Source organism: Streptomyces sp. NPDC055099 (assembly GCF_053607685.1).
In genome coordinates, this window is the sequence record NZ_JBSGUA010000001.1 from 373,194 (window position 1) to 385,786 (window position 12,593).

10 protein-coding genes are annotated in these 12,593 nt (G+C 70.1%); 8 read left to right on the forward strand and 2 right to left on the reverse strand.

The window, feature by feature from the left end; genetic code table 11:
• Positions 1-269 precede the first annotated feature (269 nt).
• The 3 genes from ACWFRU_RS01680 (at position 270) to ACWFRU_RS01690 (ending at position 4,002) form a co-directional block, all read left to right on the forward strand.
• A complete protein-coding gene (locus tag ACWFRU_RS01680) occupies positions 270-1,973 on the forward strand; it encodes a glycoside hydrolase family 13 protein (protein WP_453683747.1) in 1,704 nt (567 codons plus the stop codon).
• Positions 1,974-1,998: 25 nt separating this feature from the next.
• Positions 1,999-3,033, forward strand: a complete 1,035-nt coding sequence (locus tag ACWFRU_RS01685) for a LacI family DNA-binding transcriptional regulator (protein WP_453683748.1) — start codon at positions 1,999-2,001, stop codon at positions 3,031-3,033.
• Between the two features lie 75 nt (positions 3,034-3,108).
• A complete protein-coding gene (locus ACWFRU_RS01690; RefSeq protein WP_453683749.1) occupies positions 3,109-4,002 on the forward strand; it encodes a phosphatase PAP2 family protein in 894 nt (297 codons plus the stop codon).
• A 9-nt stretch (positions 4,003-4,011) separates the two neighbouring features.
• On the opposite strand, the gene ACWFRU_RS01695 is transcribed toward ACWFRU_RS01690, so the two are convergent.
• Complete coding sequence (locus ACWFRU_RS01695) at positions 4,012-7,023, reverse strand: bifunctional [glutamine synthetase] adenylyltransferase/[glutamine synthetase]-adenylyl-L-tyrosine phosphorylase (protein ID WP_453683750.1); 3,012 nt, start codon at positions 7,021-7,023, stop codon at positions 4,012-4,014.
• A 118-nt stretch (positions 7,024-7,141) separates the two neighbouring features.
• Here ACWFRU_RS01695 and ACWFRU_RS01700 point away from each other — a divergent pair, with 118 nt between their 5' ends.
• Genes ACWFRU_RS01700 through ACWFRU_RS01710 form a run of 3 tightly spaced genes read left to right on the forward strand, consistent with a single transcriptional unit; the run spans position 7,142 to position 8,595 of the window.
• Complete coding sequence (locus ACWFRU_RS01700; protein WP_453683751.1) at positions 7,142-7,654, forward strand: pyridoxamine 5'-phosphate oxidase family protein; 513 nt, start codon at positions 7,142-7,144, stop codon at positions 7,652-7,654.
• A gap of 19 nt (positions 7,655-7,673) precedes the next feature.
• Positions 7,674-8,105: a VOC family protein gene (locus tag ACWFRU_RS01705; RefSeq protein WP_453683752.1), complete on the forward strand. Its 432-nt coding sequence runs from the start codon at positions 7,674-7,676 to the stop codon at positions 8,103-8,105.
• A 55-nt stretch (positions 8,106-8,160) separates the two neighbouring features.
• Positions 8,161-8,595 (forward strand): VOC family protein, encoded by a 435-nt coding sequence (locus ACWFRU_RS01710; protein WP_365852552.1) that lies wholly within the window; start codon positions 8,161-8,163, stop codon positions 8,593-8,595.
• Between the two features lie 1,035 nt (positions 8,596-9,630).
• On the opposite strand, the gene ACWFRU_RS01715 is transcribed toward ACWFRU_RS01710, so the two are convergent.
• Positions 9,631-10,992: a glutamine synthetase family protein gene (locus ACWFRU_RS01715; protein ID WP_190081258.1), complete on the reverse strand. Its 1,362-nt coding sequence runs from the start codon at positions 10,990-10,992 to the stop codon at positions 9,631-9,633.
• Positions 10,993-11,309: 317 nt separating this feature from the next.
• Between ACWFRU_RS01715 and ACWFRU_RS01720 the strand changes: the two genes are divergently transcribed.
• The gene (locus ACWFRU_RS01720; RefSeq protein ID WP_453683753.1) at positions 11,310-11,972 is read left to right on the forward strand and encodes a DUF3105 domain-containing protein; all 663 of its coding nucleotides are present in this window, start codon (positions 11,310-11,312) and stop codon (positions 11,970-11,972) included.
• Positions 11,969-12,592 (forward strand): DUF305 domain-containing protein, encoded by a 624-nt coding sequence (locus ACWFRU_RS01725; RefSeq protein ID WP_453683754.1) that lies wholly within the window; start codon positions 11,969-11,971, stop codon positions 12,590-12,592. The genes ACWFRU_RS01720 and ACWFRU_RS01725 overlap by 4 nt, the downstream gene beginning before the upstream one ends.
• Position 12,593 lies beyond the last annotated feature (1 nt).

Sequence of the window (12,593 nt, forward strand, 5' to 3'; positions counted from 1 at the left end):
GCACGCCCGGCCGTTCTTCGCGACGCCCGGCAGCGAGCGGACCGGCATCCACCGTGTCCACCGCGTGTCCCTCGTCGTGCGGAGGCCGATGGCGGGGCCGGTCGCCCGCGTCCTCAGCAGTTCGCGGTAGCGGCCCTGCGCCTCTCCGGCGGGGCGGACCGCGCGCCGCCCGGACAGCACACCACCGGTGAGGAGGACATCCTCGTGACCTTCGCCTTCCGCGCGGCGTTCAACCAAGTGCCGCCCGCCCCCGTACTCCCGAGGACTTCATGACCCAGCACGTCACCGCCGCCCTTCCCGCAGACGCCACGGCCGACGGCTCCGCGCGCCACGAGTGGTGGCGCGATGCCGTCATCTACCAGGTGTACCCGCGCAGCTTCGCCGACGGGAACGGCGACGGCATGGGCGACCTGCCGGGCGTCACGGCCCGCCTCCCCCACCTGCACCGGCTCGGCGTGGACGCCGTCTGGCTCTCCCCCTTCTACGCCTCGCCGCAGGCCGACGCAGGGTACGACGTGGCCGACTACCGCGCGGTGGACCCCATGTTCGGGGCCCTGCCGGACGCCGACGACCTCGTACGGGAAGCGCACGCGCTCGGGCTGCGGGTGATCGTCGACCTGGTGCCCAACCACTGCTCGGACCAGCACGAGTGGTTCAAGCAGGCGGTGCGCGAGGGCAAGGGGTCGTCGCTGCGCGAGCGTTTCCACTTCCGGCCCGGGAAGGGCGACGAGGGCCAACTGCCACCCAACGACTGGGAGTCCGTCTTCGGCGGGCCGGCCTGGACGCGGGTCGCGGACGGCGAGTGGTACCTCCACCTCTTCGCGCCCGAGCAGCCCGACTTCAACTGGGACCACCCGGCGGTGCGCGACGAGTTCCGCTCCATCCTGCGCTACTGGCTCGACCTCGGCATCGACGGTTTCCGCATCGACGTGGCGCACGGCCTGGTCAAGGCCGCGGGGCTGCCCGACATCGGCCACGAGCAGCAGGTACGGCTCCTCGGCAAGCAGGCCGTCCCCTACTTCGACCAGGACGGCGTGCACGAGATCTACCGCGACTGGCGGGAAATCCTCGACGCGTACGCGGAAATCGGGTCTGGGCCCGAAGGGCATTCCTTGGAAGGGCGGGGGCGGGCGACGGGCGGGCGCATCGCCGTCGCCGAGGCGTGGACGCCTACGGTGGAGCGCAGCGCGCGGTATCTGCGCCCCGGTGAGCTGCACCAGGCGTTCAACTTCGAGTATCTGACGACCGGTTGGGACGCGGACGCGCTGCGCTCCGTCATCGACCGCTCCCTCGTCGCGATGAACGCCGTGGGGGCGCCCGCCACCTGGGTCCTGTCCAACCACGACGTCGTACGGCACTCCACCCGCTTCGCGGACGGCGACGCGGCGCGGGGCCTGCGCCGGGCGAGAGCCGCCACGCTCCTGATGCTGGCCCTGCCCGGCTCGGCGTACATCTACCAGGGCGAGGAGCTCGGCCTGCCCGAGGTGACCGAACTGCCGGACGAGGTGCGCCAGGACCCGGCGTTCTTCCGCAGCACGGGGCAGGACGGGACGCGGGACGGCTGCCGGGTGCCGCTGCCCTGGTCCGGGCAGCGGGCGCCCTTCGGCTTCGGCCCTGTCGAGGGCGGCCCGAGCTGGCTACCGCAGCCCGCGAGCTGGAAGGACCTCTCGGTCGAGGCGCAGGAGGGCGACCCCTCGTCGACGCTGGAGTTCTACCGCCGTGCGCTCGCCGCGCGCCGCGAGCACCCGGCGCTCGGCGCGGGCCGCGACGTGGAGTGGCTCGAAGCCCCCGAGGGCGTCCTGTCCTTCCGCCGTGTGTCCTCGCGCGGTGCGGTGGTCTGCACGGTGAACCTCACGGCCGGTCCCGTCACCGTCCCCACCCCCGGCACCCTGCTCCTGTCGAGCGCCGACGTGACCCCCGGCGCCGACGCGACGATCCTGCCCGCGGATTCAACGGTCTGGTGGGCAGCCTGAGATGTGACCGGTACAGTCCAATCCTGTGACCGCGCGACTGGCCGACATCGCAGCGCAGGCGGGGGTCAGCGAGGCGACGGTCAGCCGGGTGCTCAACGGCAAGCCCGGCGTCGCCGGGGCCACCCGTCAGTCAGTGCTTGCCGCGCTCGACGTGCTCGGCTACGAACGCCCGGTGCGCCTTCGCCAGCGCAGCGCGGGTCTGATCGGGCTGATCACGCCGGAGCTGGAGAACCCGATATTCCCCGCGCTCGCCCAGGTCATCGGGCAGGCCCTGACCCGGCAGGGCTTCACGCCGGTCCTCGCCACCCAGACACCGGGCGGTTCCACGGAGGACGAGCTGACGGAGATGCTCGTGGACCGCGGCGTCTCCGGCATCATCTTCGTCTCGGGCCTGCACGCGGACACCTCCGCCGACATGCAGCGCTACGAGCAGCTGCGCGCGCAGGGCGTGCCGTTCGTGCTCGTGGACGGCTTCTCCCCCAAGGTGCAGGCCCCCTTCATCTCGCCGGACGACCGGGCGGCGATGCGCCTCGCGGTCACCCACCTCGTCTCCCTGGGTCATACACGCATCGGACTCGCCCTCGGCCCCAAGCGGTTCGTTCCCGTACAGCGGAAGATCGAGGGCTTCGTACGCACGGTGCAGGACCAGCTGGCACTGACCCCCGAGGAGATCGAGACGGAGCTGGTTCAGCACTCGCTGTACACGCTGGAGGGCGGCCAGGCCGCGGCGTCCGCCCTGCTCGACCGCGGCTGTACGGCCGTGGTGTGCGCGAGCGACATGATGGCTCTGGGGGCGATACGGACGGCACGGCAGCGCGGCTTCGAGGTCCCGGACGACATATCGGTGGTGGGATTCGACGATTCCCCGCTGATCGCGTTCACCGATCCGCCCCTGACCACGGTGCGCAAGCCCGTTCCGTCGATGGGGCAGGCGGCGGTCCGTACACTCCTGGAGGAGATCGGTGGCACTCCCGCCCCGCACAGCGAATTCGTCTTCATGCCGGAGCTGGTGGTTCGAGGTTCAACCGCCTCGGCCCCTCGGGGACGCAGTCGTCCGTAGGGCGTAGAGAATGCGGCCCGAACCAGACCTTGGGATGATCGGTCGGAGGGTCGGTATCTGGCAGACTCTGTGCCTATGGGTGAGATGACTGTGACGACACTGGAAGGCCAGCAGCGGCCCACCACATCACCCATCGCGGGCGAGCAGGAGGACCGCAATGGGCGGACTTTCCTGCGCCGTCTTCGCACTCCCCGGCGCCCCCGGCTCTGGTTCGAGATCCTGCTGATCGCGGTGAGTTACTGGACGTACTCCCTGATCCGCAACGCGGTGCCGGAACAGAAGTCGCAGGCCCTGCGCAACGCCGACTGGATCTGGCAGGCGGAGCAGCACCTCGGGATCGCCGTGGAGCAGAGCGTCAACCACGCGGTGAACTCCGCGACATGGCTCATCGTCGGCATGAACTACTACTACGCGACGCTGCACTTCGTGGTGACTCTCGGTGTCCTGGTCTGGCTGTTCCGCAGTCATCCGGGGCGCTACGCGGCCACGCGCACGGTGCTCTTCGCGACCACGGCGGTGGCCCTGCTCGGTTACTACCTGTATCCGCTGGCTCCCCCGCGCCTGATGAACGGCCAGGATTTCATCGACACGGTCCTGGTCCACCAGACCTGGGGCTCCATGGCCTCCGGCGACCTCAAGCACATGTCGAACCAGTACGCGGCGATGCCGTCGATGCACATCGGCTGGTCCCTGTGGTGCGGACTGACGATCTTCGCCCTTGCCTCGGCTCCGTGGGCGAAGATCCTCGGCCTGCTCTACCCCACGGCGACCCTCATCGTGATCGTGGCCACCGCCAACCACTTCTGGCTGGACGCGGTGGGCGGCATGATCTGCCTGGCGTTCGGCCTCGCGGTGGCCTGGGCGTGGTACGGGGCGATGCCGCACAAGCTGCCGCGTGAGGTGGCGCCGCGGGACGACGACGGGTCGCCGCTCCTGCTGGCCGGACTCAGGACCCGTTTCAAGTCCTGAGCGGGCCTCCTACGCCCCGTAGAACCTCTCCTCCATCACGGCCCGTGCCCTGCGGGTCGTCCTTCGGTAGTCGTCGAGCATGTCTCCCACATGGCCGGGGTCGTAGCCCAGGTACCGGCCGACCGCCGCCAGCTCCCGCCCGTCGGAGGGGAACGTGTCCCCGGCCCGGCCGCGCACCAGCATCACCGCGTTGCGCACCCGGGCGGCCAGGACCCACGCCTCGTCCAGGATCGCCGCCTCCTCGGTCGGGATCAGCTCGGCCGCGCAGGCAGCGGCGAGGGCCTCGCGGGTGCGGGTCGTGCGCAGGCCCGGTTCGACCCAGCCGTGGGTCAGCTGCATGAGCTGGACGGTCCACTCGACGTCGGAGAGGCCGCCGCGGCCCAGCTTGGTGTGCAGGGTGGGGTCGGCGCCGCGCGGCATGCGTTCCGCCTCCATGCGGGCCTTCAGCCGGCGGATCTCGCGTACGGCGTCGTCGCCGAGGCCCTCCGCGGGGTAGCGCAGCGGGTCGATGAGCTCGATGAAGGCACGGCCGAGATCGGCGTCGCCCGCGACCGGCTCGGCCCGCAGCAGCGCCTGTGACTCCCAGACCAGTGACCAGCGGCGGTAGTAGGCCTCGTACGAGGCCAGGGTGCGCACCAGGGGGCCGGTCTTGCCCTCCGGGCGCAGATCCGCGTCGATCAGCAACGGCGGGTCGGAGCTGGGGAGTTGAAGCAGCCTGCGCATCTCGGAGACGACCTGCGAGGCCGCCTTCGCCGCCTCGTGGTCGCTGACACCCTCGCGCGGCTCGTGGACGAACAGGACGTCCGCGTCCGAGCCGTAGCTCAGTTCGTGGCCGCCGAAGCGGCCCATGCCGATCACGGCGAACCGCACCGGCAGCGTGTCGCCCCAGCCCTCGCGGACCACGGCGCGCAGGGTCCCCGCGATCGTGGCCGCCGTGAGGTCGGAGACCCCGTCGCCCACCCGGTCGAGCAGGGCCCCGGGATCGTCCGCCGCGGGGCTCTCCTCCGTGCCGTACGAGCCGATGATGTCCGCCGCCACCGTGCGGAACAGTTCGCGGCGCCGGACGCCGCGCGCCGCCGTCACGGCCTGTTCGGCGCCGTCCGCGCGGCCCACCGCGGCCAGGACCTCCTGCTCCAGGTGGGCGTGGTCGCGCGGTTCGAGGCCGCGCTGGTCGCCGAGCAGGGCCACCGCTTCGGGGGCGCGCATCAGCAGGTCGGGGGCGAGGCGGCCCGCGGACAGGACGCGGGCCAGGTTCTCGGCCGCCGCTCCCTCGTCGCGCAGGAGCCGCAGGTACCAGGGGGTCTTGCCGAGCGCGTCGGAGACCTTGCGGAAGTTCAGGAGGCCCGCGTCGGGGTCCGCCGAGTCCGCGAACCAGCCGAGGAGCACCGGGAGCAGGGTGCGCTGGATGGCGGCCTTGCGGGTGACACCCGATGCCAGGGCCTCCAGGTGGCGCAGGGCGGCAGCGGGGTCGTGGTAGCCGAGGGCGACGAGGCGCTCGCGTGCCGCTTCCGTGCTCAACCTGGTCTCTACGGGGGCGAGTTGGGCCACGGCGTCCAGGAGCGGGCGGTAGAAGAGCTTCTCGTGCAGGCGGCGCACGACGGAAGTGTGCCGTTTCCAGGCGCGGTTCAGCTCGGTGATCGGCTCCGTGCGCATGCCCAGGGAGCGGCCGATGCGCCGCAGGTCCGCGTCGTCCTCCGGGATCAGATGGGTGCGCCGCAGCTTGAAGAGCTGGATGCGGTGCTCCAGGGACCGCAGGAAGCGGTAGGCGTCGTCGAGCTGGACCGCGTCCACCCGCCCCACGTAACCGCCGGCCGCGAGCGCCTCCAGGGCCGCCAGGGTCGAGCCGCTGCGGATCGAGGTGTCCCCGCGACCGTGCACCAACTGCAGGAGCTGTACGGCGAATTCGACGTCCCGCAGCCCGCCGGGGCCGAGCTTCAGCTCGCGGTCGACCTCACCCGCCGGGATGTTCTCCACGACCCGGCGGCGCATCTTCTGCACGTCGGGCACGAAGTTGTCGCGCTCGGCCGCGTGCCAGACCAGGGGCGCGAGGGTCTCGACGTACTCCGCGCCGAGAGCCAGGTCACCGGCGACCGGACGGGCCTTGAGCAGCGCCTGGAACTCCCAGGTCTTGGCCCAGCGCTGGTAGTAGGCGAGGTGGCTGCTGAGGGTGCGCACCAAGGGGCCGTTGCGGCCCTCCGGGCGGAGGTTGGCGTCGACCGGCCAAATGGTGCCCTCGACCGTGGTCTCCGAGCAGATCCGCATCATGTGCGAGGCGAGCCGGGTGGCGGCCTGCAGCGCCTTGGCCTCGTCGGCGGCGTCCGCACCGCCTGGCCCCTCCGCGGGCTCGCCGACGAAGATGACGTCGACGTCCGACACGTAATTCAGCTCGTGTCCGCCGCACTTGCCCATCGCGATGACCGCGAGCCTGCACAGCGCGGCGTCCTCCGGCGCCGCCTGCTCGGCCATGGCGAGCGCGGCGCGCAGGGTCGCCGTCGCCAGGTCCGCGAGCTCGGCGGCCGCCTCGGGCAGGTCGGTGGTGCCGCAGACGTCACGTGCCGCTATGGCGAGCAGGCAGCGGCGGTAGGAGACGCGCAGCGAGACGGGGTCGGTGGCGTCGGCGAGGCCGCGCTCGAACTCCTCGACGCCGGGGTGCAGGTCGGCCAGTTCGTAGGTGACCAGGGCCTGCCAGTCGCTGGGGTGGCGGGCCAGGTGATCGGCGAGGGCCTCGGAGGCGCCGAGCACGCCGAGCAGCCGGTCACGCAGCGGCTTGGCGCTGACCAGGGTGTCGAGCAGCTCCTGGCGGCTGGTGTCGTCGGGCTGGCCCTCGACCAGGCGTACGAGGCCCAGGAGCGCAAGGTCGGGGTCGGCGGTGGCGCCGAGGGCGTCGAGGAGCACAGGGTCGGTCCGCACCGCGGACAGCTCGGGGGCGGCCAGCAGCCGCTCGGCCGCGGACGGATCGGTGAAACCATGCCGCAGCAGCCGCGTGAACGTACTGCTTCTGCGCCCTTGCGGCACCGTCATCCCCGCGCCTCCGTTCGATCATCCTGGCCCGAGCCTACGGCCTGACCGATGAGTTCTGCCCGCCTGCACGGTCCGTACTTGGAAGGAAGCGTCTATGGCAGCGCCAGGGAGGCGGACCATGCCCAGCAAGGACCCCCGTACGGAACTGGATGCTCGGTACAGCAGCGCCGGGGCCGCGGCGACCCCGTGGGCCGACGCCGTGCGGCAGCTCAGGGCGGCCGAGCTCTTCTGGATCTCGACCGTGCGCCCTGACGGGCGCCCGCACGTCACTCCGCTGCCCGCGGTCTGGCTGGACGGCGCGCTGCACTTCTGCACGGGCCCCGAGGAGCGCAAGGCACGGAACCTCGCGGCCAACCCCGAGACCGTCCTGACCACGGGCGTCAACCTGTGGGACAAGGGTCATGACCTGGTCGTCGAGGGGACCGCGGTCCGCATCACCGACGAGGACAGGCTGCGGCGCCTCGCGACGGCCTGGGAGGACAAGTACGGCAGCTTCTGGCACTACGAGGTGCGGGACGGCTGCTTCCACCACGGCCCGGGCCACGCGTACGTCTTCGAGGTGGCCCCCCGTACCGCTTTCGGCTTCGGCAAGGGCGAACCGTTCAGCCAGACGCGCTGGAGCTTCACATGACCCACGAGGGGGCCATCTGATGGACTGGACACTCGAAGTGGTGCTCGTCCCTGTCACCGACATGGACCGCGCCAAGGACTTCTACGAGCACAAGTGCGGCTTCAAGGCGGATCTGGACAGCGTGGTCGCCCCAGGCGTGCGCGTCATGCAGTTCACGCCGCCCGGCTCACGCTGCTCGTTCGCCATGACGACCGGCATGCCGCCCGCGCCCGGGGCGTCGGAGATGACGCCGGGTTCGCTGCACGGCCTGCAGCTGTGCGTCACGGACGTCGTGGCCGCGCGGGCCGAGCTCGCGGAGCGCGGCGTGGACGTCACACCGGTCCTGCACCTGGGCCCCGAAGGCTGGGCGGAGGGGACGGGAGGCACCTGGAACGGCTTCTGTTTCTTCCGTGATCCGGACGGCAACGGCTGGTCGGTGCAGGAGGCCCCAACTCCGCTTTCAGAGCGGTGACACGGGGGTGTGGCGGAGCGCTGACAAGGGCCCCTGGCCCTGATGTACTCGGCCCATGGAATACACACTCGAGGTGATCCCGCTTCCCGTCAGTGACGTCGACCGGGCCAAGGAGTTCTACCGCGACAAGCTCGGTTTCCACGTCGACATCGACACGGAGGTCATGCCGGGCATGCGCATCGTCCAGCTGACCCCGCCGGGTTCCGGCTGTTCCATCGCCCTCGCCGACACCCTCTGGGACACGATGGACGGCCCGACCCCGGCCCCCGGCTCCTATCAGGGCCTGCAACTGTGCGTCGCCGACGCGAAGGCGGCCCACGCCGAGCTGACCGCACGCGGCCTGGAGATCTCCGAGCCGGTCGCACACGCGCCGCAGGACGGCGGCACGTTCATGTACTTCAAGGACCCGGACGGCAACGGCTGGGCAATCCAGGAGTACCGCGTCCGCGCGGAGACACCGCTGCGTGCGGCGATCGTGAGCGCTCCGTAAGGGGCGCGGGGCTGTATCGATCTGCGGCTCCGCCGCGGGGCGCGCTCAGCGCGCGAAGAGCCGCAGTCGCATCTGCCGGGTTGCCCGGCAGCCGCGACTGCGGCTCTTTCGTGGCCAAGGCGGTGCCCCCTGACCCGCGCTCCTCCCGTTCCCGCTTCGTCACGTGCAGAAGACCACGTAAGCAGCAAGCGTGCTGCACGACGAAGCCCCTCCAGTCAGGTGTGAGCAAGAGACCCTAGCTCTTCTGCGTGGCGAACCCTGGCGAATAGCTGCACACCAACAGAACGTACCGAGCCGCGCGCTAACCTCCGCTACGGACTCACAAGCATGCCTCTCCGGGCCCCTCCTGGTTTTCACGAAGCAGGAGGGACTACGAGAGGCAGGAGGTGAGTTGATGGACCAGCCTGAGATGCCGGACTGGTTTCGGCAGCATCGGTGGTGGATCCAGCTAACGCTGGATGCTGTCGCCGCAGCTGGAACGATCGCGGGATGTCTCGCACCGTTTCTCTTCTAACGGTGGATGAGCTGCGAAACCGGTCGGAAGGGCCCAAGAATGCGGGCCCGGCCGTCTGATGCTCGACCGGGCCCGCCGCCCGCGTGACGGGCCTGGCTCCGGATTGCCCCCGGGGTCAGGCCTCCGGCACGTCGGGAGACCAATCTGCACTACCTGCTGTGACCATGTGAAGGCTGGAGTTTCTTGCCCCCTGGGTCACTTCATCCAATGTAGCGGCAGCTTGATCCAGACCCCACGGTTGTCAACCTGAACAAGCCCCCTGTTAGCCATCGTTAACCGGGGACCGCTGCAGGTCAAGAGCCGTCAAGGTAGCGATTCCTAGCGAAGTCCGCGATCTTCACCTCGCGACAAACGAAGCCGTAGAGATCTTCATGGCCTGCGCTGACAGAGCTTTGCGTAACTCCGTCTCCGCACCTGACGGCCCACGGACGTCCCAGCCATAGACGGACAGGCGAGAGGGCTCACGGTCGATGACCGTGAGCCCTCTCGGCAAGATCACTAAGAACCCCTCTGACCTGCGCCTACAGCACCGGCAGGTTCTTCCGCAGCTCGAACGCGGTGACCTCCGAGCGGTACTCCTCCCATTCCTGCTTCTTGTTGCGCAGGAAGAAGTCGTACACGTGCTCGCCCAGGGTCTCCGCGACCAGTTCCGAGCGTTCCATCAGGGCGATCGCCTCGCCCAGGTTCTGCGGGAGCGGCTCGATGCCCATCGCGCGGCGTTCCGCGTCGCTCAGGGCCCAGACGTCGTCGTCGGCGCCCGGCGGGAGCTCGTAGCCCTCCTCGATGCCCTTGAGGCCGGCGGCCAGCAGGACGGCGTACGTCAGGTACGGGTTCGCGCCCGAGTCGATCGAGCGGACCTCAACCCGGGCCGAGCCGGTCTTGCCGGGCTTGTACATGGGGACGCGGATGAGGGCGCTGCGGTTGTTGTGGCCCCAGCAGATGTACGAGGGGGCCTCGCCGCCCGCGCCCGCCGTGCGCTCCGAGCCGCCCCAGATGCGCTTGTAGGAGTTCACCCACTGGTTGGTGACCGCCGAGATCTCCGCGGCGTGCTTCAGGAGGCCCGCGATGAAGGAGCGGCCCACCTTGGAGAGCTGGTACTCGGAACCGGACTCGTAGAAGGCGTTGCGGTCGCCCTCGAAGAGGGAGAGGTGCGTGTGCATGCCCGAGCCCGGGTGCTCGGAGAAGGGCTTGGGCATGAAGGTCGCGTTGACCCCCTGCTCCAGCGCGACCTGCTTCATGACCAGGCGGAACGTCATGATGTTGTCGGCCGTGGAGAGCGCGTCCGCGTACCGGAGGTCGATCTCCTGCTGGCCCGGCGCGCCCTCGTGGTGGCTGAACTCGACCGAGATCCCCATCGATTCGAGCATGGTGATCGCCTGGCGGCGGAAGTCCATGCCGACGTTCTGCGGGGTGTGGTCGAAGTAGCCGGAGTTGTCGGCGGGGGTGGGCCGCGAGCCGTCCAGCGGCTTGTCCTTCAGGAGGAAGAACTCGATCTCGGGGTGGGTGTAGAAGGTGAACCCGAGGTCGGAGGTCTTCGCCAGGGCGCGCTTGAGGACGAACCGCGGGTCCGCGAAGGACGGGGAGCCGTCCGGCATGAGGATGTCGCAGAACATGCGGGCGGTGCCGGGTGCCTCCGCGCGCCAGGGCAGGACCTGGAACGTCGACGGGTCCGGCTTGGCGATCATGTCCGACTCGTACACCCGGGCGAATCCCTCGATCGCCGAGCCGTCGAAGCCGATGCCCTCGTCGAAGGCCTGCTCCAGCTCGGCGGGAGCCACCGCGACCGATTTCAGGAAGCCGAGGACATCCGTGAACCACAGGCGTACGAACCGGATGTCGCGCTCCTCCAGTGTCCGGAGCACGAATTCCTGCTGCTTGTCCATCTTCCGCTTCCACCCATCCTTGCTGGTCAGGCCACCTGCGTCCACGCTGTGCTCGCGCTGTTGGCGCGCTGTGCTCTCGTCCGGGGACACCGCGGGGCACATGAGCATCCCACCACACCGTTTCGAGCGCGTTGCGGGCCATGTGCCGCCCTGTGCCCATAGTGCCTGCTGATCGGCGCGCCCGTAACAGCGGGCGGCTCAGACTGCCCCTACAGCCCGCCGGGCTCGCCCATTACGATCAGCGAACCGCTCCACCCTGTTCCGCAACGCGCGTCCCGCCCTTTCCGTCGTACCGCCGTATCGCCGAAGGACACATCATGGGTTCCGCCAAGAACACGAGCAGCTCGTCCCGCAAGACCCGGATAGAGGAGATGCGCCGGGCAGAGCGCGCACGCGACCGCCGTGGCCGCGTCATCACGATCACCTTGAGCGCGGTGGTGGTCGCCGCGCTCGCCGTGGGCGGTGTCCTCCTCTTCCAGAAGGCCGACGACTCCGACTCGGTCGCCGACGGGAAGTCCGCGCCGACGTTCAAGACGACCGCGGACGGCGAGAAGGTCTGGGACGCGAAGAAGCTGGGCCGTACGCATGTCACCAAGGACGTCAGTTACGCGATGACCCCGCCGGTGGGCGGCGACCACGACCAGGTGTGGATGAACTGCAACGGCGACGTCTACAAGGACGAGCTCCCGGAGCGCCATGCCGTGCACTCCCTGGAGCACGGCGCGGTCTGGGTGACGTACAACGACAAGGCGAAGGCCGCGGACCTGAAGAAGCTCGAGGCGAAGGTCAAGCAGACCCCGTACACGCTGATGAGTCCGGTCAAGGACCAGAAGGACCCGATCATGCTGACGGCCTGGGGCCACCAGCGCACGGTGACCGGCGCGTCGGACCCGAAGGTCGCCTCCTTCCTCTCCACGTACGTGCAGGGCAAGCAGACCCCTGAGCCGGGCGCCGCGTGCACGGGTGGCAAGGGCCAGTGAGGCGGCGTACCTGCTGGGTGGTGGGCGCGGCCGCCGCGGTGGCCGTGGCCGGCGGCGGCATCACGGTCGCCGTCGCGTCGTCGGACGGCTCGTCCGCCGCGTCCTCGCCCTCCACGGAGTCGGCCGACGCGGGCTTCGCCCGGGACATGGCCACGCATCACCAGCAGGCGGTGGAGATGTCGTACATCGTGCGCGACCGCACGAAGGACGAGGAGATCCGCCGCCTCGCGTACGACATCGCGCAGACCCAGGCGAACCAGCGGGGCATGCTGCTCGGCTGGCTCGACCTGTGGGAGCTGCCGAAGGTGCCGGAGAAGGCGCCGATGGAGTGGATGGGGATGGGGGACATGCCGCCGGGCGAGGACGGCGCCCTGATGCCCGGGATGGCGACGAACACGGAGCTGAAGAAGCTCGGCGAGCTGAACGGGCGGGCCGCCGAGGTGCGCTATCTGCAGCTGATGATCAAGCATCACAAGGGCGGGGTCCACATGGCCGACGGGTGTGTGGACCGGTGCGAGGTGGGGGCGGAGGTGCGGCTCGCGCGGGGGATGGTGGAGTCGCAGGAGTCGGAGATCGAGCTGATGACGGGCTTGCTGAAGGCGCGGGGCGCGAAGCCGTAGG